Below are 24,976 nucleotides of genomic sequence, written 5' to 3' on the forward strand. Positions count from 1 at the left end.
AACGTCACCCGGAACCGTCTGGGCAGACTCGTCCGCCAAGGCACGCTTATCCAGCCCCGACGAGGCCTCTACCAAAAACGGACTTAACGCCCTCTCACGTCTCAAGCAGCCAGCCAGGAAGCCTCGTTGGTCACCTATCCTGCCGCACTGGACTTGCCGCACGCCCTCGTCGAGTGGGTCACCATGATCATCGCCACCCGCGAGGGTGACCGCCGCTGCAAACTCCCACCGTCCCAACGCGCCCTGATCGCGCTGGTCTACCTGCGCAAGCACGACACCCTCGCCCAGATCGCCGCCGGCTTCCGGATCAGCGTCAGCACCGCCCACGTCTACGTCCACCAGGTCACCGACCCACTGGCCCGGAAGGCGCCCAGCCTGACCCAGGCACTGCGCGACGCCGACCCCGAGTACGTCCTGATCGACGGTACCCTCGCCGAGTGCGACCGCGTCGGCGACCGCCGCACCGACTACTCCGGCAAGCACCGCCGCCACGGCGTCAACCACCAGGTCATCACCGGCCCGACAGGCAAACTTGTATCGAAGCGAACTCCGAGTGGCTCACGGTGTTCCAGTTGCCGACCTATGCTCCTGACCTCAATCCCACCGAAGGGATCTGGTCGCTGGTCAAGCGCGACATCGGCAACCTCGCCGCGACCAACCTCGCGGAGATCACCCGGGCGGTGAAGCGCCGACTGAAGACGTTCCAGTACCGCCCCGACGGTGGTTGACGGCTGCCTGGGTGGCACTGGGCTGAGCCTTCGGGAGTGCGCGGCTCAGACCGTGGCCTCGTCCTGCGACGTCGCTGTCACGCGGAAGCCATGCAGTTCAACGTCCCAGATGTCCACCATCGGCTCGGGGGTGTCATCGTCCTCGCCGGAGAAGCCTTCGACATAGAAGCCGAAGAACTCCAGCAGAGCTCGCTCGCCCAGCTCCAGGGGATGGAAGGGCAGCGGGTACGGCTCCTCGTCCTCGAAGGGCGGATAGGGCTCCACCGGGTGCCGGCCTTCCCAGTACGGCAGCTCGAACGGGAGCCGTTCGCCGATGTCCTCGATGATGCCGTTGTCCGGGGACAGGCTCAGTGAGCGTACGAGTTTGCCGTCGTCCCAGACTGCGAAGGCCAGCCAGTCGACGACGCTGTGCATGGCGTGGAGATAGAGGCGTCGGCCCTGGCTGGCCGCTACCAGGTGCTGCGGCAGTTCCGAGGGCCGGTCGAGCATGACCTCCTGGTCGCAGACCAGGTCGAGGCCCGGCGCCGATAGCGCGCAGATGGTCCCCTCCGGCGGGTAGAGCGCGTCCGCCAGTTCCCAAGCCTCTTCGTTGTCCGCATCGATGCGGTGACCGGGGCGAACCCGAGCAACCAGTGCCGCAGCCCCGTCGATCTCGCCCTTTGACGCGCCTTGGAGCAGGTTGGCAATCGCATCGTCTGCATAGGCCAGCACCGCGATCTTCGCTCCCATGCTCCCCGTCCTCGGTCTGTGTGAAGTCCTGCCGGGAGGCTACCGATTACCTCCGACAGACGACCCGCAGTCCACCGACGCCCAGGCCGACATCACGAGTTCAAGTTCAGTAGCAGCGGGCGCCCAGCCTGTGGAGGCCGGCGGGGTCGAGGTAGGCACTGGTGTAGCGCCAGGGCTATCGAACGCGATGCCAACGCAGCGTGACAGCACGAAGCTTGACCGGTTACCGAACGACGCGGATCTCCGGCATCGGCAGGCGCCACTCGCCCACCAGATCGACAAGCACCCGACGGGATAGCTCCCGGGCTTGACCCCAACCTGGATCGACCGCCACGGCCTCTCTGCTCCACCGATCCGAGTTCTCCTGACCACTCATCCCGGCGAAGACCGCATCAATCGCTTGCAGGTCAGGGAGCACCTCACGGCTGACCTCCCTGTCCTCGACCAGGCTCGCGGCCATGCGGAAGGCGTGGTCGAAGTCCAGTGCGACCTCGTCCGGCAGGAGACCGTACTCGTCCACCCATGCCAGCTGAGCCGACGGATCAGCCGCCACCACGGTCAACGACTCCACGAGCAAACGCCTTCGAAGTGAAGGATCAGGGCTCCTCATCCGAGAATCGTCGCACGCTTCGGCACCACGCCGATACCTACTTCGCCCCCAAGCTGAGCACGTTCATCTGTACCCGACTGAGCACTTTGGCGAGTACGCAGATACCTACCTGATGAGACAGCACACCTGGGGCGACCGCTACCGAAAGCCCGGACGACTCCACGCCGACAAAGCGTACGGCGTGCCCCACCTGTGAAAACGGCTGCGCGGCAAACGCATCGGCGTCCGCATCGAACGCACGATGTCGTGGCTGACCGGCTACCGCAGGCTCAACCACCGCTACGAATACGACCCCCTCAACCACGTGGCCTTCCTCGGCCTCTCCGCCACCCTCTGCTGCTACAAGCGGCTGGCGATCCTCACCACATAGGACACGGTCTTGGTCCAGGTGGCGCCCGAGCGCGAGGTGGTGCGGATGGCCAATCCGGCGGGCACGGCGGAGGTGGCGTCGCGCCCGTCGGGTCCTGTGCGCTGTGCGGTCGAGCACCTTCGATGGGCTGCTTCGGAAAGCGGCCGTGCCGTCCGGCCGCCAGGGCCGGCTGTCTACCGCGCGCCCGCGTGCGCCTACCGCGCGAACAGGGCCGGCGTCCGCCGACGGGGCAGGAGGCGGGCGGCGAGGAGGAGGAGGCGGCGGCGGGCGGCCGTTCCCGACACGGCCGTTGGCGCAGTACCCCGGCGTAGCGCGCGCAGGGCGGCGGCGACCTGCTCGGGTGCCTGGACCGGCGCGGCAGGCACGTCCTCGCGCGGCTGCGCTTCGGTGCGGGTCGTTCCGGGGCACGACGCCAGCACCCGGACGCCGTCGGACCGGTGCGCCGCCCAGAGCGCCTCGGTGAGGGCGGTGGTGTACGCCTTGGTGGCGCTGTAGACGGCGAGGTCCGGCTTCGGCGTCCAGCCGAGTGTGGAGGAGACGTCCAGCAGGGCGTCGCCGTGTCGGCACGGGCCGGGAAGGTCTGCGAGAGTACGGTCAGCGCCCGGCAGTTGAGCCGCAGCATCTCCTCCGTCCGGTCGGGTGCGCCGAGGGCGAAAGGTCGGCAGCAGCGGTCGCGGCGTTGTTGGCCAGCAGGTGGACGCGGCGGTCCGCGAGCAGGCCGGTGGCGCGCCGCAGGCCCTCGTCGGCGGCGAGCCGGTGGGCGAACGCCCGGCCGGTGCCGACGCTCGCCCCTGTGACCAGTGCGGTGGGCAGGTCTGCGGCCGGGGTGGTGGCGGGCAGCGGCGCAGCGGCGTCACTGCGCGGCGGGACGGGTCGCGGGCTGCGCGCGGAAGGAGAACGCCTCCATCAGCGGCCGGCGCGCGGTCTTCTGCACGGCGGCGATCCGCCACCGCCCGTCCGCCTCGCGCACCACCGTGTAGGTGGCGACCTTGCCGAGCTGCCCGGCCTTCGCCGTCCGCTTGCGCACGTCGCCGCGGGCGACGGCCACGGCGGTGTCCGGACCGTGGAAGCGCAGGTCGATCAGCTCGAGGTCCAACCGGGTGCCCTTGAGGAAGCTGTCGAACAGTGCCTGGTGCGCACGGCCGATCTCCGGGCCGCCGCGGTAGACGGTGCCCACGTAGGTGACGTCGGTGGCGTCCGCGGTGAAGCAGGAGCCGTAGGCGGCACCGTCCCCGGCGGCCCAGGCGTCGGCGCTGCGCCGCAGCAGGGCCTGGACGGCTGCGGTGTCGGCGGGGGTGGCGGTCATGGCGGGTCCCTAAGAATGGTTGGCGGTCCGGGAGGACCGGGTGTGGCTGATGGTGGGTTGCCGTTTGTGGCTCGGAAGGAATGGCCGCCCGGTTCTTCGGGGCGCTCCGACCACTGATTGAGAACTGCGGTCATCGCTGGTTAGGGACCTGTCGGCGGAGTGTTCTTCGGGCCACGCAAGTGCTGGCCACGGTGGATACGGAGCGACGGGCTTGAGCGCGGTTCACGAGCGGATATGGGTCGGCATCGACGCCGGCAAGGGACACCACTGGGCGGTGGCGGTTGACGCCGACGGCGAGACCCTGTTCTCGACGAAGGTGATCAACGACGAGTCGCAGATCCTCCAACTCATCGACACTGCCCGGGAGAAGGCCAGCGACGTGCGGTGGGCGGTGGACATCTCCGGCCGCGCATCGACCCTGCTCCTGGCCCTGCTGATCGCGCACGGCCAGCACGTCGTCTACGTGCCCGGCCGCACCGTCAACCGCATGTCCGGCGCCTACCGCGGCGAGGGCAAGACCGGCGCGAAGGACGCACGCGTCATCGCCGACCAGGCCCGCATGCGCCCGAAGGGCTTCGCCCGGCTGAACACGCCTCCCGAGTTGGTCGCCACGCTCCAGGTGCTGACCAACTACCGGGCCGACCTGATCGCCGACCGGGTGAGGCTGGTCAACCGGCTGCGCGATCTGCTGGTCGGCATCTGCCCGGCCCTGGAGCGGGCCTTCGACTACTCCGCGGCCAAGGGCCCCATCGTCATGCTGACCGAGTACCAGACCCCGGCCGCCCTGCGGCGGACCGGCGTCAAGCGGCTCACCACCTGGCTGGAGCGCCGCAAGGTCCGCAACCCGGGCGACATCGCCGCGAAGGCGGTGGAGGCCGCGCAGTCGCAGATGACCGAACTGCCCGGCGAGAAGCGGGCTGCGAATCTGGTCTGCGACCTCGCCCACCACCTCCTGGCCCTGGACGAACGGATCAAGGACAACGACCGGGAGATCCGCGAGACCTTCCGCGCTGACGAGCGCGCCGAGATCATCGAGTCGATGCCCGGCATGGGCCCCGTCCTGGGTGCCGAGTTCGTGGCCATCGTCGGCGACCTGTCCGGCTACCTGGACGCGGGCCGCCTGGCTTCCCACGCCGGCTTGGCCCCGGTCGCCCGGGACTCCGGCCGTCGGACCGGCAACTACCACCGGCCCAAGCGGTATCACCGGCGCCTGCGGCACATCTTCTACATGGCCGCGCAGACCGCCATGATGCGGCCCGGCCCCTCCCGCGACTACTACCTGAAGAAGCGCGGCGAAGGGCTGCTGCACACCCAGGCCCTGCTCGCGCTCGCCCGCCGCCGGGTCGACGTGCTCTGGGCGATGCTGCGTGACAAGAGGCTGTTCACCTCCACTCCGCCGGTCACGCAGACGGCTTGACACGATCATTGAGATTCCTTTCGGGTGGGCGGGGGTGGGCAGGGCGGCTGGGCGGGGTGCAGCGGTCACTTCTCGGCCTGCGGCGCGGTGGCCGGGTCCCGGAGGGAGGAGAGGCGTTCCATCACGTTCTGCCGCTTGGTGTTGTGGAAGGCGGCGATGCGCCAGCGGCCGCCGTCCTCGCGCACCAGCGTGTAGGTCTGGGTGTTCGTCAGGTCCGCGGCCGCGGGCCGGTTCGGTTGCCGGTGTAGGTGTCGCTGCGGCTGGTGACCACGGCGGTGTCCGGGCCGTGGAAGCGGACGGCGAGGAAGGAGTCGGCGAGGCGGGCGCCCTTGACGAAGCCGTCGAACAGTGCGCGGTGGGCGTCGGCGGTGTCCTGCCGTCCCTGGTGGTGCGTGCCGACGTAGGTGGTGTAGGTGGCGGCCGCGGTGAACTGCTCGCCGTACCCGGCCGCGTCGCCGCGGCCCCAGGCGTCGGTGAGCGGCCGCAGGGTGCTGCGGACCGCGCGCCGAGCGCGCGGACATCGGACGACGTGGCGTCGAGCCAGAAGTAGCCGCCGACGGCGGCCGGTGCGACGGTCAGGGCCGTTGCGCCGGGAACACGTCGGACAGTGCGTGCGGTGGTGGCGGTGCGCATGGCGCCCCCTCTGATAACTTCTCCCATGCAGATGCTTCAGAGAAGATGTATCTGCTTGGAGGATTTCTCTTCCTTGAAGAAGAGATTAGGGAGGGAGGAACCCCGTGTCAACGCCCGCCATGCCACCCGGAGCCAGTGAGACCTACCGCCGCTACCTCAGCGCCGTCCTGCTGCACGGCCACGCCAGCGCCAAAGCCTGCGGACTCGGCGCCACCGACCTGTACGCGCTCAACGTCCTGGGCCTGGCCGGACCGATGACCCCCGGCGAACTCGGCGCCCGCACCGGGCTGACCACCGGCCCCACCACCCGCCTGATCGACCGCTTGGAAGCAGCCGGGTACGTGCGCCGCTCCCCCGCCCCGGACGACCGCCGCAAGGTGATCGTCGAACCCGTCGGCAAACCCGCCGGGCTCGACCAGGCCATGGCGCCCGCCCGAGCCCGGATCGGCGAACTGCTGGCCGACTACGACACCGACCAGCTCACCGTCCTGTTCGACTACTTCGCCCGCGCCGCGGACGCCTACCAGGCCGCCGCGGAACAGCTCCGCGACGACCCCCCGGGCTGACGGACACACACGACGCGCACGAAGCACACGACACGCCCGGAGGCGTCGGGGATCACACGGTGGCTCGGGGCGTCCGTCCACCTGCCCCGAATCGGCTGCGGGCCGGACGGTGGCCTCTGGGAACTGATCGAACCGCTGGTCACCACCCGTCCGATGGCGCGGGGCATACCGGTGACGGCCTACGACCACGGCCCGGGGCACCGGACCGCTGGACCCCGGGCCGTTGGACCGTCGGACGGGTGTGTCGGCGACCGCCGTGCCGCCGCGGCTCGTAGCCTGGGCCCATGCCGGACGCCACCCCCGACCGAGAGCCGGACCGCAGCGAGCCGGACGGAGCCGGCGGACTCTCCGCCGGGACGACGGTCCTGGGCTGGCTGGGTGTCGCCGGGCTGATCTACCTGCTGATCTGCGCCGTGAGCATCATCAGCCGCGGCTTCGCGGGGCTGGGCGGGGACGCCGCGCACACCATGTTCGCGTTCGCCGCGAACCCGTGGGTCGGGCTGAGCGTGGGCGTGCTCGGCACGGTGCTGATCCAGTCCTCGACCACCACCACGGCCATCGCCGTGACCGCCGTCGGCTCGGGCGCGCTGCCGATCGAGGGCGCCGTCCCGATCATCCTGGGCGCGAACGTCGGCACCACGGTGACGACCAGTCTGGTCGCGCTCACCTTCATCGGGAACCGCACCGAATTCCGCCGGGCCCTGGGCGCCTCGACCGTCCACGACTTCTACAACTGGCTGGCGCTGCTGCTCTTCTTCCCGGTCGAGCTGATCTGGCACCCGCTGCAACGCATCAGCCGCGCGCTGACCGACGCCCTGTACGGGACCGACTGGCTGCCGAACCCCGCCCACTTCAACGTCGTCAGGTCGGTGACCCGGCCGGTGGAGCACGCGGTGGTGCACGGCACCGCGCAGGTCAGCGCCGCACTCGGCCCGCTGTTCACCATCGTGATCGGCGCCGCGCTGATCCTGGTCGCGGTCCGCTACCTGGGCACGCTGCTCAAGCTGCTGATGGTCGGCCGGGCCCGGGACGCCCTGCTCAAGGCCGTCGGCCGCAACGAGTACCTGGCCATGGCGACCGGCATGGGCGTCACCGTGGTCACCCAGTCCTCGACCATCACCACCTCGGTGCTGGTACCGTTCGCCGGTACGGGCATCCTGACGCCCGCTCAGGTGTATCCCGTCGTGGTCGGCTCCAATCTCGGCACCACCTTCACGGTGGTCTTCGCCGCCTTCGCCGGCGTCGGGCCGGACGCGAAGATCGGACTGCAGGCCGCGTTCGTGCACCTGGTCTACAACCTCTTCGCGATCGTGGCGATCTACGTGATCCCGTTGCTGCGCCCCGTGCCGCTGTGCTGCGCCGAGCAACTCGCCCGCCTCGCCTCCGAACGGCGCTGGATCCTCGGCGTCTACCTCGGCACGGTCTTCGTCGCCCTGCCCGCCCTGGTCATCGTGCTGGTGGGCGTGGTCTGAGCAGCCGAGCGGCCGGGGCCCTGACCCCCGAGGACCCGGCACGAGGTGCGCCACGCACGCCAACTGCTGCCGTGCCCATACTGCGCTGCCCTTTCCTGCGCTTCCGGCACGCCGTCCGGGGTCAGGTCTGCGAGGCCAGGTAGCCGTGACCGAGCGGGCGCCGCCCGTTCGAGGACACCGTCGCGGCCGCAGCCGGGGCGGGGGCCGGTTCCAGGAACGGCGAGGACTCCACGGGCCGACGCGGCAGGCTGTCGGGCGCGACGGGCTCGTCGACGGCGGAGGAGGAGAACAGGGGCTGCCCCAGCGGGCTGCGGTCAACGTTCATGGCCACAGTCTGTCCTCCCGCCACCGGCCCAACCCCACCGGGCCGTCCGGCTGCACGTGGGTGTCGGGCTGGAAGCGGCGGCGCGCCCGACCGCCCAAGCCGAAGCCGAAGCCGGCGTGGACCAGGCTTGGCGATCCGGCGCCGAGGTGAAAGGCCCGCTCTGAGGGCATGGCCGGCTCCTACCGCCGGGCTGGCGTGTCGTCAGAGTACGAAGCTCTCCATCGCCGATCATGAGCGGGCACTGGAGAACCGCGCCCCGGTCCGGGCGCGCCTGGTGCTCGTCCTGAAGCCCAGCGATCAGAGAGAACGCCTCATGAAGATCACGTCCCGCGGTGCCGTGCTGGCCGCCGTTCCGCTGCTGCTGTCAGCCCCGCTGCTGTTCGGGGCCTCGGCCCACGCGGAGCCCGTCGTGCCGGTGACCGACGCCACCTGCGTGCTGAAAGCGCACGGCGTGTTCGCCACCGCGGTCGGCCTCGGCGGTGTCGACCTCCCCGTGGGGAACACCCTGGCGATGACCGGGACGGTGGAGTGCGTGGATGCCGCCGGAGCGCCCTCGGCCACCGGCGCGTTCGAGCGCACCGTGACCATGCCGGCCGCCGAGTGCACCGGCGACGAACACGGCGACACCTCCACCACCACCGTCCACTGGGCCGACAAGACCACCTCCACCTTCCGGTTCGACCACACCGACGTGGTGAAGGTCAACGGCACCGCCTCCCTCATCGTCACCGGCACCGTCACCCCCGACAGCGGGCGCTTCGCGGGCGATGCGCTCAACGCCGTGGGCACCAGCACCGGCACCGGCTGCGGCAGCCCGGCCGGCGAGAGCGCCCTCGACTCCACCCTCGTCCTGCGCCTCACCCACTGACCCCCTCCGCCCGGCCCCCGAAGGACACCACCGACATGCCGCTGCCCCGCACCGCCCCCCGCCCGGCCCCCGCCGACCCCCACGCTCCCAAGGCCCGCGTCTACGCCATGCTCGACACCGACGGCGACGGCACCGCCTCCCGCCACGACTACTTCGTCCGCATCGACCGCGCGCAGCGGGCCAGCGGCCGCACCGACGACGACCCCCTCGTCATCACCGCCCGCGCACTGGGCGAGCGGGCCTGGGCCGCGATGGACGCCGACGGCGACGGCCTGATGACCTACCGGGAGTACGCGGCCTGGGTGGACGCGGAGAAGTTCGACACCGTCTGCCAGTACGCCCTGGGCGCCCTGTTCGACCTCGTCGACCTCGACCAGGACGGCGCCCTGGACCGCGCGCAGTTCACCGCGCTGCGCCAGGCCCTGGGCAACGCGGCCGACAACGCCGACGCCGCCTTCGACGCCCTGGACGAAGACCGCGACGGACGCGTCCACCGCCACGCGTACCTGGCGGCGATCCGCGCCTACGTCACCGGCGAGCCCTCCCCCATGGGCGCGGCACTGTACTGACCGGACCCACTGCGTGGGCACGCCGGTCGCGACGCTTCATCTCTTCACGGAAGCCGACGGCGGCCACAGGCGCCGGCATCGCGTCATGCTCCACCGCAGGCCGTACGAGCGCGGTACTTCCACCGTGGCCCGGCCGTCACGCGGACGCGATCGGGACGCCCGTGCGGCCGCCCGGTGCACGGGTGCGGACGGGCTCGTCACGGACGGCGGGGGCGGCACCGGCCTCGGCGAGTGCGTCGCCGGGGTTCAGCAGGGCGCAGGCCTTCATCGGGAGGCATCCGCAGTCGGCGTGCCCTCTTCCACCCGCACGGGCCGGTCGGCCATGCCTGCTGGTGGTCGGTCGCCCCGTTCCACGCCCCGGTGTTCGGCGGCACGGCCCGCAGCGTCACCGGGCCGGCCCGCACCCGCGCCGCCTCCGGGCCCGTCAGCGGGGCCCGTGGTGACGGGGCCCCGCTGGGCAGGTGCCCGAACGGTGTTGTTCGAGGCGGCCGGGGTGGCCGGGAGGTGCGGCCGGGTGGAGATCCGTCGGGGTCCCGTTACGGAAGGGTCCAGCGCTGGTTGGTGCCGCCGTTGCAGTCCCAGATGACCAGCTGGGTGCCGTTGGTGGTGTTCGCCGCGGGGTCGTCGAGGCAGCGGCCCGACTGGACGCCCTTGATGGTGCCGTCCGTCTGCGGGATCCACTGCTGGTTGGTGCCGCCGTTGCAGTCCCACAGCTCGACCGGGCTGCCGTTGGCGGTCGCCTGGCCGGTGACGTCGAGGCACTTGCCGTTGTGCGTGAAGCTGCCGTTGGTCCGGGTCCACACCTGGGAGGCGCCGCCGTTGCAGTCCCAGAGCTGTACCCGGGCGCCGTTGGCGCTGCTGTCGGCGTTGTCGTCGACGCACTTGCCGGCGAGGGCGGAGGCGATCGGTCCGGTGAGCGTGGAGGCGGTGCCGGGGGTGAGCGAGAAGTTGTCGAACTGCTCGGTCCGGTAGCCGGTCACGCCGAGGCCGGCCCGTCCGTCGGAGAAGCTGTAGTCGGTGGCCGAGCCGAGCGTGCGACCGTCGAGGGCGGCGGTGAGGGTCGCGCCCTGCAGCGTGAGGGCGACGGTGTGCCAGCTGCCGGTGCCGGGGGCCGCGGTGGTGCCGTGGGCGAGGGTGGTGTACGTCCAGGTGGTGTCGCTCTTGTCGATCGACCAGGTGCCGTTGTCGCTGACCCGCAGGTGGTAGGCGTTCAGGCCGTTGTTGTTGCGGCCCTGCTGGCTGACCCGGCCGAGCAGTTCGACGGTGCCGGTCTGTTCGAACAGGGCGTCGGCGGAGACGGTGTAGTTGGTCCAGCGGCCGTCCCCGACCATCGTGTACGGGGCGTTGTACGGCTCGTTGGTCCAGCGGATCGGCGTCTGCGGGGCCATCTGGCGCAGGCAGGTCCCGGCGCGGCCGCCGCCGCAGGGGACGGTCTGGAAGGCGCCGTTCATGTCGGTGAAGTACTTCGGCGAGGTGGTGGCGGCCGGGGTGTCGAAGGTGTCGGAGTACGGGAGCGCGAGCGGGGCCGCGGCCGGCGGGGCGGCGGTGCCCCTGCCCTGGCCGGTGGTGGTGGTCACGGTGTAGACGCGGCCGGGCTGGAGGGTGAGCGAGTAGCTGCCGCCGCTCGGGGTGACGTCCTGCTGGTGGACGAACCAGTCCGCGGGGTTGCCCGACCCGAGGTCGGTGGCCCAGACGTGCACCTGGCCGGTGGACAGGCCGCCGGTCACGGTGAACGTGGCGCTCTGGGCGGCCGTCGCGTCCACGGTCTCGATGACGGTGCTGTAGTTCGTGTTGTCGGTGGACTTCAGGGTGACGTAGCTGCCGTTGGCCCGGTTGCCGCCGAGGAAGCCGCTCGCGGAGTCGATGTAGTGCCAGCCGGGCTTGGCGAACTGGGTGGTGTGCGCGGTGACCCAGGTGGTGCGGCCGATGCTGTAGTTGCCGGACCAGGGCTGGTTCGCGACCGACATGCCGTCGGTGGAGAAGTACAGGTTCGGGTAGAGCGCGGCGATCACCGGCCAGTTGAAGAAGGCGGTCATCCGCCCGTCGACGTAGTCGCGGTTGATCGCCCGGGCCACCGCGGGCGCGCCCGTGTCGGTGTCCTCGGAGCCGTTCTCGCTCGCCCACAGCGGCTTCCCGAGGCCCTGCGCCGTGGCGGTGCTGTTGCAGGTGGTGTAGCTGCCGAGGTAGCCGCACGGGTAGTGGGTGCCGACGATGTCGACGGCGTTCTTGAAGGCCGCGTCGGTCGCCATGTCGTTGGCGACGGCCCAACTGTCGTCCGCGGCCACCACCTTGGTGGTGTAGCCCTTGGTGACCAGGGTGCTCTTGAGGTTCTCGTACCAGCCCTTGTTGTAGCCGCGCTCGTTCCAGCCGCCGAGGTAGTCCACCGTGAGGTGGTGCTGGGCGGCGCAGCCCATCCATGACATCAGGTAGTCGATGGTGTCCTGGGACCAGAAGTTGCCGACGCCGATCCAGCCCGGCGCGCCCCACGACAGCGCGGCGAACTTGATCGAGGGGTTGCGGGCCTTGGCCTGCTCGGCGAGCCACCACTCGTAGCCCTGGTTGCAGTCGACGGTGCCGCGGGTGTGCTCGATGCTCGGTTCGGCGCCGTCGGTGGAGTTGGTGTCGCCGCCGACCTCCAGCTTGAGCAGCTGCAGGCTCGCGCCGTAGCCGGGCTTGAAGAGGTAGTCGAGCAGCTGGCCGCGCTGCGGCTCCGGGTAGTCGGCGAGCAGGCGCGAGTTGCCTCCGCCGCCGGAGATGGCCCCGACGCCGTCGAAGGTCAGGCCCGACCTGCTGCCGTCCACGGTGATGCTGGTGGCCGTGGCGGCCTGCGCGGGCGTCGGCCCGGCCAGGCCGACCACGGTGCTCAGTAGCAGGCCGACGACCGCGGCTGCGGCCGGTCGAAAGCGTACGGGTGCCATTCGGGCTCCTCAGGGCGAACGGGCGGGCGGAGGACGACAACTGACCGTGCGTCAGAGAATCGAGCCGACAGGTCCCTGAGACGTGCCAAATATGGTGGCGTTCCGCGCAGGAGTCAACACGGTTGAACAAAACCGCGCATGGAGGTTCCGCGGACGAGGAGGGCCGAGCGCCCGTGGCGGGTGATCGTCTTGACCGGGCGCAGCGCGGTGGGTCCGCCTCAGCGCTCGGGGTGCTCGAAGCCGCCGAAGTCGGCGGTGTGGGCTGCGGCCCAGGCGGCGAAGGTCAGGGCCGGGCGGCCGAGCAGGCGGGCGACGGTGTCCGTGGTGGGGCCCGGGTCCCGGAGGCAGGCGGCGGAGTAGCCGATCAGCCGGTCCGGCACGTCCTCGGGCAGGCCCTGGGCGAGCATCGCGCGGCGCAGGGCCTCGGGCGGCACCTCCTCGAAGGGGATCTCCCGGCCGAGGGCCTCACCGATCAGACGGGCCCGCTCCCGCTGGGTGAGCGACTGCGGTCCGGTGAGGGCGTAGGTCCGGCCTTCGTGGCCGGGGTCGAGGAGGGTGCGGACCGCTGCCTGGGCGACGTCCCGTTCGTGGACGGGAGAGGTGGCGGCCTCGGGGTGCACGCCTCGGACGGCTCCGGTGGCTCGGATCTGCGGGGCCCAGGCGAGTGCGTTCGCGGCGAAGTCGGCGCACCGCAGGAACGTCCAGGCCGGCCCGGCGTCCCGGGCGGCCCGCTCCACCCGTTCGAACTCCTCGGCGAACCGCCGGTACCCGCCGCCGTACTCGACGGTGACGGCCGACAGCACCACGACCCGCCGCACCCCGTGCCGGGCGGCGAGCGTCAGGAGCTCGGCAGCGGCGCGGCCGGTCGCGCGCGGGCTCAGCAGCAGTGCCTCGACACCGCCGGCGCGTTCGAGCGCCGGTGCCAGCGAGGTCGGCCGCGACGGGTCGCCGACGGCCCGCCGCACGCCCGGGGGGAGGTCCGCGGCGGGGTCGCGGGTGACGGCCAGCGTCTCCACGCCCCGGGCTGCCAGCAGGCGCGTCACCTCGCGCCCGATCGTTCCGGTCGCTCCGGTCACCATGATCATGTCCTGTCCTTCCGTTCCACGGTCGATTGCGGTCCGTTCCGGTCGGCGCGGGGCCGGGCGGTGGTCCGCTGCCCGGGCCCGGGCCGTACGCAGGGTGTCCTCAGGTCGTCTTCGGTGCGATCAACTCCCTTTGCAGGAAGGCGATCTGGGCCTGCACGGCCGGTTCGTGCGCCGTCAGGAACGGGGCGTAGTGGCTGCCGGGCAGGCGGAGGACCTCGGCGTGGGGCGCGGCCCGGGCCGCGCGGAGGGCCGGGCCGGGCAGGGCGCTGCTGTCCTGGTCGCAGACCACGACCAGCAGGGGGCAGCGGATCCGGTCGGCCGCCCGGCCGGGCCGGTAGCCGCCGATCTGCAGGGCGATCCGGGCCGCGACGGTGCGCTCCCAGTCGGTGTGGCGGCCGTCGGGGTCCAGGGCCCGGTCGCCGTCCGTCGCGTCGGCCGTGGTCAGCGAGGCGACCGTGCCGCGGGGCCCGGCGGTCGGGACGAGCAGCGGCGGCCGCCCGGCGAGCCCGCCGAGCAGGTCCGCGACGGCCAGGCCGAGCAGTCGCAGGGCGGCCGACGGGGTCATCGAGCGCAGGGCGTGCGGGGCGATCGCCCGGGCGTCGGCCAGCGGGGTCTGGGCGATCGCCGCGCCCAGCTCCGGATGGTCGGCCGCGACGCGCAGGACGTGGCCGCCCGCGAGCGAGAAGCCCCAGACCGCGATCCGGCCCGGGTCGACCTCGGGCAGTCGGGCCGCACGGGCGACGGCGGCGTCCCAGTCCGCGAGCTGCTTGTCGACGCGGACGACCTGGCGGGGCGTCCCCCCGCTGGCGCCGAAGCGCCGGTGGTCGAAGGCGAGCACCGAGAAGCCGGCCGCGTGGAACCTGGCGGCGAACAGGTCGGTGGCCGGTTCCTTGGTCACCGAGGTGCCGCCGGCCATGACCACGCAGCCGCCGTTGGTCCCCCGGTAGTGCCAGGCGGCGCACGTGGTGCCGCCGCTGGTGAAGGACGCTGCTGTCCGTTGTCCGGGAGCGTGCACCGGTGCCTCCTGGGCCGATCGGAGCTGGACGGGCCGGGGCGGGTGCCGCGGTCCGGTCCGCCGGTCGCCCGGGCGGGGCGGTGCGGCGGACGGGTTCCATCGTTCGGCCCCGGCACCGGGAACGGGCCCCGCCGGACGCCGGAATGGGCGAAACTCTTCTCCATGGCACGAGAAGCGGCGGATTCGGTACTGAGCCGCACCGACCAACGGCTGGTGGCGGCGCTGCAGTGTGACGGCCGGGTGACCGCGGAGCGGGCGGCCGGGGTCCTCGGGCTCGGCGCCGCGGCCGTCCGCCGCCGGCTGCGCGCGCTCATCGCGGACGGCACCGTGCGGGTGGTGGTCTCCCCGGTGGCGCGTCCGCGCCGGGGCGGGTCCGCCGGGGCGCTGTTCCTGCGGATCCGGGTCCTGCGCGGCCGACTGGACCCGATCGTGGCCGCGCTCGCGGCCCGCGAGGACATCCCGTTCATCGACGTCACCACCGCGGGCGACGAGATCTTCGCGGTCGCCCGCACCGAGCCGGGGTCGCGGGACCGCCTGGTGTTCCGCCAACTGCCCGCCACCAGCGCGGTGGAGTCCTGGGAGAGCGCGACGATCCTGCACGTGTTCCGGCTGACCTCGGAGTGGCGCCACCAGGTGCTCGCCCCGGTCGAACGGGCGGCGCTCACCCCGCCCGAACCGGAGCCGGCGTCCGCGCACTCCCCGGGCCCGTACGGGATCGAGGCCGACGCGCTGGAGCAGTGCGTCCTGGACGCCCTCGCCCCCGACGCCCGGATGCCCGCGGCGGCCCTCGCCGCCCGGTGCGGCCACCCGGAGAGCACGGTGCGCCGACGGCTGGCCCGGATGGCGGCCGAGGGGCGGCTGGTCACCCAGGTCGTGGTCGACCCCCGCCGGCTCGGGCTGCCGATCGAGGCCAAGTTCCTGCTCCGGGTGGCCCCGGACCACCTGGACGCCGCCGGCCGGGCGCTGGCCGCCCACCCGGCGGTGCACGGCGCCTTCGCCACCTCCGGGCCGTCGAACCTGCACGCCGCCGCGTACTTCCCGGACCTGGAGGCGCTCTACGGCTTCCTCTCCCGGGACTTGACGGGTCTGGGCATCACCCACGTCGAGACGGCCGTCGTCGGCCACGCCGCGAAGCGGACCCCGGGACCGACCCCACTGCTGGACGGCGCCCTCCCGAGGTAGCGGGCGAGCGGTGACGGCTCCGGAACCCAGGGACCCGGCCGGCCCGCCTCGCGGCAGTTCGCAGCCGACGTCCTGACCGCCGGTCCACCCGGCCGCAAGCTGGGTGCCAGGCTGCGCAGGTCGCTGCCGCAACTACCGGTAGACCACCGCATCGCAGACTTGGGACCGCCGGAGCCCGGGGGCAGTTCCGGCGGTCCCGGCGGCTGGAGCGTCAGTGCCAGGCGTCGGTCAGGGTGAGCGTTCCGGTGGGGGGCGTGACGGCGGTGCGGTTGGTGCCGCCCTCCCAGGTGACGACGCCGTCGGGGCTCTTGGTCAGGTACTTGTACTGCACGGTGGCGCCCGGCGGCAGTTGCACGGTGCCGGTCCACACGGGGTAGGTGCTCGCGGTGTTGCCGAGCGGGACGGCCTCGGCCGGGTCCCACCCGCCGAGTTCGGGGCGGTCCCCGACGACATAGAGGCTCTGGGTCTGAGCCGTTGCGTGGAAGGTGACGGTGACCGGAGCGGTGGTGCGGACTCCCCACTGGTCGTCGAGCGCGACCTGCCCGTCCGGGGAGACCGTCAGGGTGCGGTTGGCCCCGTCCTCCCAGGTCAGCACGCCGGCGGCGGACCGCTTGAGGTACTTGTACTGCACGGTGGCGCCCGGGGACAGGTGGACCGTGGCCGTCCAGGCCGGGTAGCTGCCCGCGCCGGTGGTGAGCGCGACCGCCTGCGCGGGGTTCCAGCCGCCGAGTTCCGGGGCGCTGCCGGACAGCAGCACGGTATCGCCGAAGTCGGTGGTGGCGCTGACCCTGACCGCCACTGCGGCGTCGCCGAGGACGGCGGCCCGGGCGTGCGGCGCGGCACCGGCCAGCAGCCCGGTGAGGAGCGCTGCGAGGAACGCGCCGAGGACCACTATGGGGCGTCGGGCGGCCCTGGTGCGTGGGTGAGTCGAGACCATGTCCTTCTCCTTCGTCAGTGTGCGGTCGGCAGCGACCAGTGGCGCTGCCGCTCGACCACATACCAACACGGCTTGAATGCATGTGGTGACGCAGAGCGCCTGGATTGTTCGCTCATGGACGCGATCAAGCCTTCTTCCGACTTCGCTCCGCGTTCTTCATTCAAGAGATGAAGGAAGCGGGGAATTGGAGTAAGGTCGTTTCTTCGCCAGGACGATGTCTCCCGGTGGCCGCCGTCCTGTCACATCGCCGCCATCCGAGCCTTGCGCAAGATGGCGCAAAACCTTTCATGCGGCTTGGCGCGTAGCGTGGAGGGATGAACAGTGCCGCGCTGCTGGTGGACGGGTTCGGGCGGATCGAGGAAGCCGTGAACCAGGCTGTCGAAGGGCTCTCCGAGGAGCAGCTCGCCGCCCGGCTCGATCCGGACGCCAACACCATCGCCTGGCTGGTCTGGCACCTGACCCGCGTCCAGGACGACCACCTCGCCGACGCCTTCGACAGTGCCCAGGTGTGGACGGCCGACGGCTGGCGCGACCGCTTCGGGCTGCCCTTCCCGGCCGAGGCCACCGGATACGGCTTCCACAGCGACCAGGTCGCCGCCGTCCGGGCCCCCGCCGACCTCCTGCTCGGCTACTTCGACGCCGTGCACACCCGCACCCGGCGCCACATCGCCTCCGTCACCGACGAAGACCTCGACCGCGTGGTGGACACCCGCTGGACCCCGCACGTCACCCTCGGCGTGCGCCTGGTCAGCGTCATCGCGGATTGCCACCAGCACGCGGGGCAGGCGGCGTTCGTCCGCGGCGTCCTCGAACGCACCCACCGCTGACGGGCACCCGCCACTCCCCGCCGACGGCCCGGCCGATCCTCACCCACGAGCGGCGGCAGCCGGGCGGTGGAGCACGTCCGCCTCGACCTCGTCCACCCTCAGGCCCAGTGGGTCCTCGCCGCAGGCCGGTCGGTCGGGTGGGTGGGTGCGACGGTGGGCGGCCGCGGGCGGCAGCCACTCCGTGGCCTCCTCGTGGCCCTCGGCCACTCGCCGTGCCAGGCGTGTCGGCTTCGGATCCGGGGTACACCCAGGTCCTACGGTTGTGCCTTGGTCAGCGTCCCGCCGGGCCCGGCGGGACGGGAGGCGTCCGGGACGGAGACAGCCGCCGACGGGGCGGCCGCGAGAGGGGAGCACCGCGCATGAACACGGCCGCGAACGACGCGCAGGCCCGTCGGGAACGCTACGAGCGCGGGATGGAGGTGCTCTCCCGCATCGACGGCGAGGCCGGGCAGCGGGTCGTGCAGGCGCTGGACGACATCAGCCCCGAACTCGGCCACCAGATCGTCGCCTGGGGTTTCGGCGAGATCTACAGCCGACCCCAACTCGCGCCACGCGACCGGCAGTTGATCACGATCGGCATGCTCACCGCACTCGGCGGCTGCGAACCCCAGCTCGAGCTCCACATCAACGCCTCGCTCAACGTCGGACTCACCCCCGAGGAGATCGTCGAGGCCCTGCTGCACTCCGCCGGCTACTGCGGCTTCCCCAAAGCACTGAACGCCACCTTCGTCGCCAAAAAGGTCTTCGCCGAACGCGGACTGCTGCCGGCCGCCGACGCCTGACCTGACGACAGCGAAGTCGTGCGCGGGCCTGGTTCGGCGATCTCTGTCTGTTGTCGAGTTCCTTTCGGGGTGGGCGTCTGGTCGGCACTGCGAACGCTCCGCCGGGGCCGGTGTAGGCCATGTCGGCCAGGGCAGGGATGCGAAGCCGGGCGCAGGTCTTGACGATGCGGTGGGCGCGGGCTGCGGTCAGGTCGTGGGTGCGACCGGGCAGGGCGCGGGAGATCCGGACGGGTTTGCCGTTCTGCCCGGTGATGACCCGGTGGTTGACGCCGTGGCGGCGGTGCTTGCCGGAGTAGTCGGCGCGGCCGTCGCCGACGCGGTCGCACTCGGCGAGTCGGATACCTCATTCGACCGCCCGAAAGCCTTGCCACTTGCTCCTTCCCCGCCACCACCCGATCGGCGGTTGCCGCGACGGGCTCGGCGTCAGTCGTCGCTGTACTCCCACTGCTCGATGCAGAACACGGCCCCGGTGATCGTGCTGTCTCCGTCCCGCTCGGCCCGTACCCACACGTTGAGCTCGACCGAGCCCACATTCCCCTGCTGGGCGTAGCGGAGTTCCAGCGGATGGTCTTCGGCGTGCCGGAAGAGTTCCGCCTCGACGACGGAGGGCCGGCGGCCGATCAGTTCGATTCCCTGGAAGAGGACCTGCGGGCCGGTGCGGCCGTGGACGCTCACCGCGCTCAGTTCGGGGCCGTCCGTGCCCTCCCAGTAGTGCGCGCTCACCCCTACGTGGTCGTAGTGCTCGTGGTCCAGCTCCCACCTGTCGAGGTCGCGGCCCCCGCCCGGCCGGAACGGGTGATGGCCCTCGCGCCCGGCGGGCTCCCGGCCGCCCAGCGCGGCGGCCACCTGCCGCGGGCTCATCCCGAACCGCAGCGGACCGACCCCCCGCAGCGGTGCGCACTCCCAGCGCGGCCGGTCCTGACCGGCCGTCACCGACGGCGGGACTGGGGGCGTCCGCCGCTCATACGAATTCCGGGGCAAGTCGGCGACCGGCTCCGTGTTCCAGGGATCCCCGGCCAGTTCGGGGCCGGTGACCAGGAGGCCGGTGATCATGTTGTCCCGGCGCTCCCGGTGCCCCGTGGAGGAGTGCCCCCACTCCTGCGCCGCGCACACGGACAGCCCCCAGGCCGGCACCTCCGGTTCCCCGTGGCGGTTCACCCGCACCTCGGCTCCGGTCAGGAGTGCGAGGCGGTGGATGTCGGCGCGGGCCTCGGAGGGCACCCGGGCGACCAGTTCGACGTCCCGCAGCCGCACCAGCGGCCCGCCCGTCGCGTCGATCAGCACCGCGACCAGCCGCGGCCCCGGCGCGTAGAACGCGGTCAGCCCCGGCTCGTCGTAGTACTCCCGGGAGTCTCCCCTCCGCCACGTCATCTGAGGCCGGACACCCGCCCCCTCCAGCGCCTCCCGGAGCTGCGCGGGGCTCATCCCGAAGCGCAGCGGCCCCACCCCCGCCAGCGGATCGAGCACCCACTGCTCGCGTTCCCCCGGCGCCCTGTCCCACCAGCCCATGCCAACCCCTGCAAACGGTTCCTGCCACGTCCGGGAGGGTCCCGACGGCGATCTCGCCGGCCACCCTAGACGCGGCCTCCGACAGCCGCTGCAGCCAACCGGGCCTCCGCAGAGCGCAGGGTCATCACAGCGCCCTCGCCCATCAGTTCCACAGCTCCTATCCCAGCCACCCGAGCCGCAGCTCCGGCATCCAATCCCCACAGCCATCAGGCCGATCGTCATCCGATCGGTGGCTGCCCTGAAAAGGCTCAGTGGTAGGTGGCGCCGTTACGGGTCGTGTCGGCGAGTGCGGGCGAGTGCGGGCGAAACACCGTCAACCGCCTGCGATGCAGCACGGCGCCGCGTCACGGCGCGGTCGGTGGGTGCGGGTCGTGCGCGTCGTCCAGGGCGCGCAGGCTGTTCTCCCAGCGGTGGCGGCGCTCCGGGAGGGTCTGCTCCCACCAGGGGGTGCCCCTCTCCCCCAGGCCGACCTTGGCGAGTTGCACCCGGGCGCGGGCGGCCTGCTCCGCCTCCCGGTCGTCGCCGGTCCGGGCGAGCGCCCGGCGGGCCGCCATCAGGTGGCGGACCAGCTGTTCCCGGGCGTCGTCCGGCAGCTCGGGATCGCTCGCCCGCCAGCGTCGACCGCCGATCACGACGTGGTGGCCGTCGGGGGTGTGTTCGACCTGCTCGTTCCTCGCCATCGGTCCATGCTCCCCCGACTGGTGGCCGGGCACACGCCGGTTCGCCCCGGCGGGATACGCGCACGCCGTCCGGCCGGTGCGCCGTCCGGAGCGGGAGCGCGGGTGCGGCACGGAACGTCCGGGGCCCCGCGTCGTCGGACGCGGGGCCCCGGACGGCCTGGGTCAGGTGGGTCAGACGGCGGTGCCGCCGTAGTAGCCGCCGACCTGGTTGCGGTAGGCCGGGTCGTCGGCGTGCTTGTCCCGGTCGTACTCCGGGGAGTTCTTCACCTCGTCCTGGGTGCGGTTGACCCACACCGTCTTCTCCGCGTCGTCGACCCGGGTGATGGTGCCCGCCGGGAGCAGCACCTCGCGGCCGAAGATCCACGGGCCGGTGTCGACCACGATGTAACCCGCGCCGACGTCCACGGTGTGCTTGTCGACCTTGCCGATGTGCCCGTCCGTCGCCTCGACCCGGTACCCCGTCAGGTCGGCGCCCGCAGCGTAGCCCTCGGCACCTTCGTAGCCCCACATCGCCTCAGTCATCTGCTGCCTCCTCGTTCTCGGCGTACCTCGTTCTCCGTACGGCACGCCGCCTGCCCGGACATCCGGCAAACATGCCCGCCCCGTGCCTCCTCGTCCGCGGGAGGCGCAGTCGGAGGGCGGCTGAACGCGGCGGTCGCGACCGCCGGGGCGGTCCGTGGGGGTGGCCGACCGTACCGACGGCCGGTGTCAGGGTTGGATGCGGACGGTGGCGTGGAGGTCGCCGGGCGGCCTGCCCCCCTCCGGGACGCGGATCACCCGCCCGTCGGGAAGGCGTCCGGCTCGTGGCCGCCGGGACATGCGCGGCGTGCGTCCCCCTTGCTTCACCTCGCCACCCGCCCCGGGCGGGTGGGTCCGGATCATGAAGTCGGATACGTCGGATACGGGTGAGCGGGCCCGCGCTCGTGCGCGGGCCCGCTCGGTGGGATCTCGGGGGACGGGGTGGGGCGGCTACCAGCGGTACCAGCGGCCGCGGGTGCCACCGGCGTTGGTGCCGCGGGCGACGAAGCCCACCAGCCACACCACCAGCACGACGACCGCCACCCACCACAGGGCCTTGAGCGCGAACCCGGCGCCGAACAGGATCAGCGCCAGCAGCAGAACGAGAAGAAGGGGAACCATGACGACCTCCGTACAGTCTGTGTCGGACCGCCGCATGCCCCCGCCCCCGGCGAATATTCCTACGAATCTCCCCGGTGCGAGGGGGCATGCGATGCCCCGTCAGAACGAGGGCCCCACGAGGGCGCGGGCGGTTCGAGGAGGACGCGATGAGCACGGGCGACAAGATCGAGAACACCGGCGACAAGCTCAAGGGCACCGTCAAGGAGACCGCCGGCAAGGCCGTCGGCAACGAGCGCCTCGAAGCCGAGGGCAGGGCCGACAAGGCCAAGGGCGACCTCAAGCAGGCCGGCGAGCACGTCAAGGACGCCTTCAAGGACTGAGTGCCGCCGCGCGGGGGTGTCCGTCCGCCGTGGAGGCACCGGGGCGGCGGAGCAGCGGTGAGCCGTACATCGACGAGAAGGGAGATTGCTGTGGCCAGCGGCATCTGGGACTACGAGAGTGCCGAGGGGTACAACGCGGGCGACGATCTGACGGGGTACCGGGTGGAGGCCGCGGACGGCCGCATCGGCAAGGTGGACAAGCACAGCGAGGAGGTGGGCCGGGCCTACCTGGTGGTCGACACCGGCCCGTGGATCTTCGGCCGCACCGTGGTCGTCCCCGCGGGCACCGTCAACCGGGTCGACCACGACGACAGGTCCGTGTGGCTGGACCGCACCATGGAGGAGGTCCGCAACTCACCCGAGTTCGACCCCGACGCCCACGGCGACGGCTCCACCTACCACCAGGCCCTCGGCGCCTACTACCTGGGAAGCGCCTGAACACTGCCCGCTCCACCGCCCGGGAACGGTGTTCCTCCGTTCCCGGGGCGACCACCGCAGAGGGTCCCGCCGAACGGCGGTTCGAGGCCGGTCCCACCCGATGGCCGGCCTCGAACCGCCGTTCGGCGTGCTGCTCCCGTCGCGGGGCCGCGGTCGCCCGCGCCCCTACAGGACGAGGGTGGCGCTGATCCGCTTGCCACCGCCGGACAGCACGGTGACCTCGCAGGTGGTGGCGAGCATCCTCGCCAGGGCCCAACCGCGGCCGCCCGGCCGGGCGGGGTCGAGCAGGGCCCGCGGGTGCGCGCGCGGCAGGCGGCTGCCGGCGTCCTCGACGGTGACGCGCAGCCGCAGGCCGGGTGGGCGGCCGTCGGCCTGGTACGCGGCCTCGGTGCGGGCGCTGAAGGCGGTGACGCCGCCGCCGTGCAGGTTCGCGTTGGTCACGAGTTCGCTGACGGTCAGGAGGGCGTCCGCCTCACCGGCGGCGGCGACCGGGCCGGCCTCGCGCAGGAGCTGCTGCACGAACCGGCGGGCCCGGGCGGGGGTGGTCACCGGTACGCCCTCGGACCCCGCCCTCCCGGACGGCGGCGGGGACGTCCGGGCGGTTGCCTCGGCAGGGGGTCGGCCCGCCCCTCGGGAGGGCGGATCGGGACGGAAGGCGGCTTTGCAGGTGTCGGTCATGGCAGCAGGTCCTCTTGTGCGGCTCTCCAGGTACGGCAGGGGCCCTTCGTGGGGCCCGGTCGGCAGGTCGCCTACCCTTGCGCAAACAGGACATTCGACCCGAACGACACACGAGTGCCGCTCCGTCGAGGTGCGTTGCCCACCAGGCGCGGTGCCCGCTCCGGCCCGGGGGCGGCTCCGGCGGCGCGCCCTCGGCGTCCACGGCGGCGACATCGCCGCCTGCCCGGCCGAGGGCCTGGGGCGGCCGGTGGTGTTCCCCGCGCACCGGGTGGGGAGGGCGGAAGGCCGGGGAGGATGTCAGGGAAGCGCCATGCCGCTGTAACGGTGGTCCATTGACCGGCCGCGTCCGGCTTGCGAGCATCCGGCGCATGAAGTCGTCGCACTGTCCCTGCCGCAGGTAGCCCGTGGTCTCCGGGCCACCACGCCGTCCCGTGGCCGACTCCGGACAGAGGAACTCCCATGCTGCCAGCGCTCGTTGCCAGACCCGGCCCGCCGACCGCCGCCGACCGTCCGGACAGTGCCGCCGCCGTGCTGCGCGCGGTGCTGGACCAAGGGCCGCTCGGCCGCACCGCGATCGTCGGGGAGACCGGGTTGAGTGCGGCCGCCGTGTCGCGGCACTCGGCCGACCTGCTCGCGATGGGGCTGCTCTGGCAGCCGCCGGAGCCCGCGCAGCGGCCGCGTCCCGGGCGGCCCCGCGTTCCGCTCGACATCAACACCTCGCACCACCTCGCGGCGGGAGTGCACGTCGCACTGCCGCGGCTCACCTTCTCGCTCACGGACCTGCGCGGGCGGGTCGTGGCCTCCGAGCACCTGCCCAGGGCCGAGCACTCGGAGGCGGTGGTGGCGGACGTCGCCGCGCGGCTGCCCGGCTTCCTGGGGCGGCACGCCCGGGGGCGGTCGGTGCTGGGGCTGGGGGTGGTGACCGGGGGCTGGGTGGACCCGGAGGCCGGGGTGGTGGTGGAGAACACCGCACTCGGCTGGCGCGACGTGCCGGTACGGGACGCGCTGCAGCGGGCGGTGCGCCTTCCGGTGCACGTGGAGGGGCACGCCCGGGCGCTGGCCCGGGCCGAGATGCTGTTCGGCCGAATCGGCCAGGGGGTGCTGGTGCACCTGTTCGTGGGCAACGCCGTGGACGCGGCGATCGCCACCGACGGGGTCCTGCTGCAGGGCCGTCGGCACGGCGCGGGCGGCATCGCGCACCTGCCCGTTCCGGGCTCGGCCCAGCCGTGCCCGTGCGGCCGCACCGGCTGCCTGCAGGCCACCGTGGCGGACCGGGGCCTGCTGGGGCGGGCCGTGGCGGAGGGCGTGGTGCCGCGTCCGGACCTGCAGTTGTTGCTGCGGGCCGCGGGCGGGGGCGATGCCCGGGCCGTGGAGCTGTGCCGTTCCCGGTTGCGGATGGTGGCCCGGGCGGTGCGGCCGATGCTGGAGGTGATCAGCCCGGACGCCGTGGTGCTGACCGAGGCCGCCACCTTGCAACTGCCGTACCTGTTGGATGAGTTGAGCCGGGAGATCGGTGGGGCCGACGCTGTGGTGCGGACCGGCTCGTTCGGCCCGGACACGCTCGCGGTGGCGGCGGCGGTGCCGGTGCTCGCGGCCGTGTACCAGGATCCGCTGGGGTTGCGCACGGCACGGGGCGCCCGGTGAGGGGACGCCCGGCGGAGTTTCTTCCGCGCCGTCACAAACCGTTGCCCGCAGGTCGGCCGGGGCAGCAGACTGCTGCCATGGACGCGCAGGAGAAGGCCACGATCCGGGCAGCCGCACAGCGGCTCCCCGTGAACGCCTTCCGCGCGCACCACTTCGCCGGCCTGCGCTGTCGCGCCTGCTGACCGGCACCACGCCGACGCCCCGCCGGGCGTACGCCGTCTGGCCCTG

29 protein-coding genes and 3 pseudogenes are annotated in these 24,976 nt (G+C 72.5%); 15 read left to right on the plus strand and 17 right to left on the minus strand.

Going from position 1 to position 24,976, the window contains the following annotated elements:
* Positions 1-18 precede the first annotated feature (18 nt).
* From ACFY00_RS15410 to ACFY00_RS15420, 3 genes and pseudogenes are all read left to right on the plus strand, one after another.
* Positions 19-87: a hypothetical protein gene (locus ACFY00_RS15410; protein ID WP_388031919.1), complete on the plus strand. Its 69-nt coding sequence runs from the start codon at positions 19-21 to the stop codon at positions 85-87.
* Between the two features lie 39 nt (positions 88-126).
* Positions 127-537: pseudogene (locus ACFY00_RS15415) on the plus strand (transposase family protein); the annotation flags it as partial.
* 26 nt (positions 538-563) lie between these two features.
* The gene (locus ACFY00_RS15420) at positions 564-728 is read left to right on the plus strand and encodes a hypothetical protein (RefSeq protein ID WP_388031464.1); all 165 of its coding nucleotides are present in this window, start codon (positions 564-566) and stop codon (positions 726-728) included.
* A 45-nt stretch (positions 729-773) separates the two neighbouring features.
* On the opposite strand, the gene ACFY00_RS15425 is transcribed toward ACFY00_RS15420, so the two are convergent.
* A complete protein-coding gene (locus tag ACFY00_RS15425; protein WP_388031466.1) occupies positions 774-1,457 on the minus strand; it encodes a DUF6928 family protein in 684 nt (227 codons plus the stop codon).
* 223 nt (positions 1,458-1,680) lie between these two features.
* On the minus strand, positions 1,681-2,028 hold the full coding sequence (locus ACFY00_RS15430) for a hypothetical protein (protein ID WP_388031468.1): 348 nt from the start codon (positions 2,026-2,028) through the stop codon (positions 1,681-1,683).
* 175 nt (positions 2,029-2,203) lie between these two features.
* On the opposite strand from ACFY00_RS15430, the pseudogene ACFY00_RS15435 reads away from it, so the two are divergent.
* A pseudogene (locus ACFY00_RS15435) lies at positions 2,204-2,437 on the plus strand (IS5/IS1182 family transposase); the annotation flags it as partial.
* Between the two features lie 194 nt (positions 2,438-2,631).
* On the opposite strand, the gene ACFY00_RS15440 reads toward ACFY00_RS15435, so the two are convergent.
* Positions 2,632-3,387 carry an SDR family NAD(P)-dependent oxidoreductase gene (locus tag ACFY00_RS15440; protein WP_388031469.1) on the minus strand — a complete coding sequence of 252 codons (756 nt, stop codon included), beginning with the start codon at positions 3,385-3,387 and terminating at the stop codon, positions 2,632-2,634.
* Positions 3,291-3,743, minus strand: a complete 453-nt coding sequence (locus ACFY00_RS15445) for an SgcJ/EcaC family oxidoreductase (RefSeq protein WP_388031470.1) — start codon at positions 3,741-3,743, stop codon at positions 3,291-3,293. Before ACFY00_RS15445 ends, ACFY00_RS15440 begins: the two co-directional genes overlap by 97 nt.
* 211 nt (positions 3,744-3,954) lie before the next feature.
* Between ACFY00_RS15445 and ACFY00_RS15450 the strand changes: the two genes are divergently transcribed.
* Positions 3,955-5,160, plus strand: a complete 1,206-nt coding sequence (locus ACFY00_RS15450; RefSeq protein WP_388031473.1) for an IS110 family transposase — start codon at positions 3,955-3,957, stop codon at positions 5,158-5,160.
* 208 nt (positions 5,161-5,368) lie between these two features.
* On the opposite strand, the gene ACFY00_RS15455 is transcribed toward ACFY00_RS15450, so the two are convergent.
* Positions 5,369-5,857: an SgcJ/EcaC family oxidoreductase gene (locus ACFY00_RS15455; protein ID WP_388031922.1), complete on the minus strand. Its 489-nt coding sequence runs from the start codon at positions 5,855-5,857 to the stop codon at positions 5,369-5,371.
* A gap of 55 nt (positions 5,858-5,912) precedes the next feature.
* On the opposite strand from ACFY00_RS15455, the gene ACFY00_RS15460 reads away from it, so the two are divergent.
* On the plus strand, positions 5,913-6,359 hold the full coding sequence (locus tag ACFY00_RS15460; protein WP_388031925.1) for a MarR family winged helix-turn-helix transcriptional regulator: 447 nt from the start codon (positions 5,913-5,915) through the stop codon (positions 6,357-6,359).
* Between the two features lie 284 nt (positions 6,360-6,643).
* The gene (locus ACFY00_RS15465; RefSeq protein WP_388031476.1) at positions 6,644-7,831 is read left to right on the plus strand and encodes a Na/Pi symporter; all 1,188 of its coding nucleotides are present in this window, start codon (positions 6,644-6,646) and stop codon (positions 7,829-7,831) included.
* Between the two features lie 121 nt (positions 7,832-7,952).
* Here ACFY00_RS15465 and ACFY00_RS15470 read toward each other — a convergent pair whose 3' ends face one another.
* Complete coding sequence (locus tag ACFY00_RS15470; protein WP_388031478.1) at positions 7,953-8,156, minus strand: hypothetical protein; 204 nt, start codon at positions 8,154-8,156, stop codon at positions 7,953-7,955.
* Between the two features lie 313 nt (positions 8,157-8,469).
* On the opposite strand from ACFY00_RS15470, the gene ACFY00_RS15475 reads away from it, so the two are divergent.
* Together ACFY00_RS15475 and ACFY00_RS15480 are read left to right on the plus strand one after the other, a co-directional pair.
* Positions 8,470-9,024, plus strand: a complete 555-nt coding sequence (locus ACFY00_RS15475; protein WP_388031480.1) for a hypothetical protein — start codon at positions 8,470-8,472, stop codon at positions 9,022-9,024.
* 35 nt (positions 9,025-9,059) lie between these two features.
* The gene (locus ACFY00_RS15480) at positions 9,060-9,593 is read left to right on the plus strand and encodes an EF-hand domain-containing protein (protein ID WP_388031483.1); all 534 of its coding nucleotides are present in this window, start codon (positions 9,060-9,062) and stop codon (positions 9,591-9,593) included.
* Positions 9,594-9,729: 136 nt separating this feature from the next.
* Here ACFY00_RS15480 and ACFY00_RS15485 read toward each other — a convergent pair whose 3' ends face one another.
* The 4 genes from ACFY00_RS15485 to ACFY00_RS15500 form a co-directional block, all read right to left on the minus strand.
* Complete coding sequence (locus tag ACFY00_RS15485; protein WP_388031485.1) at positions 9,730-9,861, minus strand: hypothetical protein; 132 nt, start codon at positions 9,859-9,861, stop codon at positions 9,730-9,732.
* 268 nt (positions 9,862-10,129) lie between these two features.
* A complete protein-coding gene (locus tag ACFY00_RS15490) occupies positions 10,130-12,511 on the minus strand; it encodes a ricin-type beta-trefoil lectin domain protein (RefSeq protein ID WP_388031487.1) in 2,382 nt (793 codons plus the stop codon).
* 218 nt (positions 12,512-12,729) lie between these two features.
* On the minus strand, positions 12,730-13,596 hold the full coding sequence (locus ACFY00_RS15495) for an NAD(P)H-binding protein (protein ID WP_388031489.1): 867 nt from the start codon (positions 13,594-13,596) through the stop codon (positions 12,730-12,732).
* 100 nt (positions 13,597-13,696) lie between these two features.
* Entirely contained in the window at positions 13,697-14,611 is a 915-nt protein-coding gene (locus ACFY00_RS15500) for an alpha/beta hydrolase (protein ID WP_388031492.1), read from the minus strand.
* Positions 14,612-14,773: 162 nt separating this feature from the next.
* Between ACFY00_RS15500 and ACFY00_RS15505 the strand changes: the two genes are divergently transcribed.
* A complete protein-coding gene (locus ACFY00_RS15505) occupies positions 14,774-15,793 on the plus strand; it encodes an AsnC family transcriptional regulator (protein ID WP_388031495.1) in 1,020 nt (339 codons plus the stop codon).
* A 211-nt stretch (positions 15,794-16,004) separates the two neighbouring features.
* On the opposite strand, the gene ACFY00_RS15510 is transcribed toward ACFY00_RS15505, so the two are convergent.
* Positions 16,005-16,730 carry a carbohydrate-binding module family 20 domain-containing protein gene (locus tag ACFY00_RS15510; RefSeq protein WP_388031497.1) on the minus strand — a complete coding sequence of 242 codons (726 nt, stop codon included), beginning with the start codon at positions 16,728-16,730 and terminating at the stop codon, positions 16,005-16,007.
* A 314-nt stretch (positions 16,731-17,044) separates the two neighbouring features.
* Here ACFY00_RS15510 and ACFY00_RS15515 point away from each other — a divergent pair, with 314 nt between their 5' ends.
* Positions 17,045-17,557 carry a DUF664 domain-containing protein gene (locus ACFY00_RS15515; RefSeq protein ID WP_388031500.1) on the plus strand — a complete coding sequence of 171 codons (513 nt, stop codon included), beginning with the start codon at positions 17,045-17,047 and terminating at the stop codon, positions 17,555-17,557.
* Between the two features lie 359 nt (positions 17,558-17,916).
* Positions 17,917-18,339 carry a carboxymuconolactone decarboxylase family protein gene (locus ACFY00_RS15520; protein WP_388031503.1) on the plus strand — a complete coding sequence of 141 codons (423 nt, stop codon included), beginning with the start codon at positions 17,917-17,919 and terminating at the stop codon, positions 18,337-18,339.
* A gap of 10 nt (positions 18,340-18,349) precedes the next feature.
* Here ACFY00_RS15520 and ACFY00_RS15525 read toward each other — a convergent pair.
* The 5 genes and pseudogenes from ACFY00_RS15525 to ACFY00_RS15545 all read right to left on the minus strand — a co-directional run.
* A pseudogene (locus tag ACFY00_RS15525) lies at positions 18,350-18,673 on the minus strand (transposase family protein); the annotation flags it as partial.
* Between the two features lie 89 nt (positions 18,674-18,762).
* Positions 18,763-19,848 (minus strand): hypothetical protein, encoded by a 1,086-nt coding sequence (locus ACFY00_RS15530; RefSeq protein WP_388031506.1) that lies wholly within the window; start codon positions 19,846-19,848, stop codon positions 18,763-18,765.
* 344 nt (positions 19,849-20,192) lie between these two features.
* Positions 20,193-20,528, minus strand: a complete 336-nt coding sequence (locus ACFY00_RS15535) for a hypothetical protein (protein ID WP_388031508.1) — start codon at positions 20,526-20,528, stop codon at positions 20,193-20,195.
* Between the two features lie 171 nt (positions 20,529-20,699).
* Positions 20,700-21,050, minus strand: a complete 351-nt coding sequence (locus ACFY00_RS15540; protein WP_285737198.1) for a PRC-barrel domain-containing protein — start codon at positions 21,048-21,050, stop codon at positions 20,700-20,702.
* Positions 21,051-21,497: 447 nt separating this feature from the next.
* Positions 21,498-21,668 carry a hydrophobic protein gene (locus ACFY00_RS15545; protein ID WP_388031512.1) on the minus strand — a complete coding sequence of 57 codons (171 nt, stop codon included), beginning with the start codon at positions 21,666-21,668 and terminating at the stop codon, positions 21,498-21,500.
* A gap of 146 nt (positions 21,669-21,814) precedes the next feature.
* Here ACFY00_RS15545 and ACFY00_RS15550 point away from each other — a divergent pair, with 146 nt between their 5' ends.
* Together ACFY00_RS15550 and ACFY00_RS15555 are read left to right on the plus strand one after the other, a co-directional pair.
* Positions 21,815-21,988, plus strand: coding sequence for a CsbD family protein (locus ACFY00_RS15550; protein ID WP_388031514.1), 174 nt, complete (start codon positions 21,815-21,817; stop codon positions 21,986-21,988).
* 90 nt (positions 21,989-22,078) lie between these two features.
* Positions 22,079-22,426: a PRC-barrel domain-containing protein gene (locus ACFY00_RS15555; protein WP_388031517.1), complete on the plus strand. Its 348-nt coding sequence runs from the start codon at positions 22,079-22,081 to the stop codon at positions 22,424-22,426.
* Between the two features lie 165 nt (positions 22,427-22,591).
* Here the strand turns inward: ACFY00_RS15555 and ACFY00_RS15560 are convergent, their stop codons facing one another.
* Positions 22,592-22,975, minus strand: coding sequence for an ATP-binding protein (locus ACFY00_RS15560; protein ID WP_388031519.1), 384 nt, complete (start codon positions 22,973-22,975; stop codon positions 22,592-22,594).
* Positions 22,976-23,563: 588 nt separating this feature from the next.
* Between ACFY00_RS15560 and ACFY00_RS15565 the strand changes: the two genes are divergently transcribed.
* Positions 23,564-24,748: an ROK family protein gene (locus ACFY00_RS15565; protein ID WP_388031522.1), complete on the plus strand. Its 1,185-nt coding sequence runs from the start codon at positions 23,564-23,566 to the stop codon at positions 24,746-24,748.
* Positions 24,749-24,976: the final 228 nt, after the last annotated feature.

Source organism: Kitasatospora sp. NPDC001540 (assembly GCF_042894345.1).
Lineage (GTDB): Bacteria > Actinomycetota > Actinomycetes > Streptomycetales > Streptomycetaceae > Kitasatospora > Kitasatospora phosalacinea_C.

Bases quoted from the DNA above. Each gene is read 5' to 3' on its own strand.
- ACFY00_RS15425 (WP_388031466.1), bottom strand. From the start codon at position 1,457: ATGGGAGCGAAGATCGCGGTGCTGGCCTATGCAGACGATGCGATTGCC.
- ACFY00_RS15445 (WP_388031470.1), bottom strand. From the start codon at position 3,743: ATGACCGCCACCCCCGCCGACACCGCAGCCGTCCAGGCCCTGCTGCGG.
- ACFY00_RS15460 (WP_388031925.1), top strand. From the start codon at position 5,913: ATGCCACCCGGAGCCAGTGAGACCTACCGCCGCTACCTCAGCGCCGTC.
- ACFY00_RS15465 (WP_388031476.1), top strand. From the start codon at position 6,644: ATGCCGGACGCCACCCCCGACCGAGAGCCGGACCGCAGCGAGCCGGAC.
- ACFY00_RS15470 (WP_388031478.1), bottom strand. From the start codon at position 8,156: ATGAACGTTGACCGCAGCCCGCTGGGGCAGCCCCTGTTCTCCTCCTCC.
- ACFY00_RS15475 (WP_388031480.1), top strand. From the start codon at position 8,470: ATGAAGATCACGTCCCGCGGTGCCGTGCTGGCCGCCGTTCCGCTGCTG.
- ACFY00_RS15480 (WP_388031483.1), top strand. From the start codon at position 9,060: ATGCCGCTGCCCCGCACCGCCCCCCGCCCGGCCCCCGCCGACCCCCAC.
- ACFY00_RS15485 (WP_388031485.1), bottom strand. From the start codon at position 9,861: ATGAAGGCCTGCGCCCTGCTGAACCCCGGCGACGCACTCGCCGAGGCC.
- ACFY00_RS15490 (WP_388031487.1), bottom strand. From the start codon at position 12,511: ATGGCACCCGTACGCTTTCGACCGGCCGCAGCCGCGGTCGTCGGCCTG.
- ACFY00_RS15495 (WP_388031489.1), bottom strand. From the start codon at position 13,596: ATGATCATGGTGACCGGAGCGACCGGAACGATCGGGCGCGAGGTGACG.
- ACFY00_RS15505 (WP_388031495.1), top strand. From the start codon at position 14,774: ATGGCACGAGAAGCGGCGGATTCGGTACTGAGCCGCACCGACCAACGG.
- ACFY00_RS15510 (WP_388031497.1), bottom strand. From the start codon at position 16,730: ATGGTCTCGACTCACCCACGCACCAGGGCCGCCCGACGCCCCATAGTG.
- ACFY00_RS15515 (WP_388031500.1), top strand. From the start codon at position 17,045: ATGAACAGTGCCGCGCTGCTGGTGGACGGGTTCGGGCGGATCGAGGAA.
- ACFY00_RS15520 (WP_388031503.1), top strand. From the start codon at position 17,917: ATGAACACGGCCGCGAACGACGCGCAGGCCCGTCGGGAACGCTACGAG.
- ACFY00_RS15530 (WP_388031506.1), bottom strand. From the start codon at position 19,848: ATGGGCTGGTGGGACAGGGCGCCGGGGGAACGCGAGCAGTGGGTGCTC.
- ACFY00_RS15535 (WP_388031508.1), bottom strand. From the start codon at position 20,528: ATGGCGAGGAACGAGCAGGTCGAACACACCCCCGACGGCCACCACGTC.
- ACFY00_RS15540 (WP_285737198.1), bottom strand. From the start codon at position 21,050: ATGACTGAGGCGATGTGGGGCTACGAAGGTGCCGAGGGCTACGCTGCG.
- ACFY00_RS15545 (WP_388031512.1), bottom strand. From the start codon at position 21,668: ATGGTTCCCCTTCTTCTCGTTCTGCTGCTGGCGCTGATCCTGTTCGGC.
- ACFY00_RS15550 (WP_388031514.1), top strand. From the start codon at position 21,815: ATGAGCACGGGCGACAAGATCGAGAACACCGGCGACAAGCTCAAGGGC.
- ACFY00_RS15565 (WP_388031522.1), top strand. From the start codon at position 23,564: ATGCTGCCAGCGCTCGTTGCCAGACCCGGCCCGCCGACCGCCGCCGAC.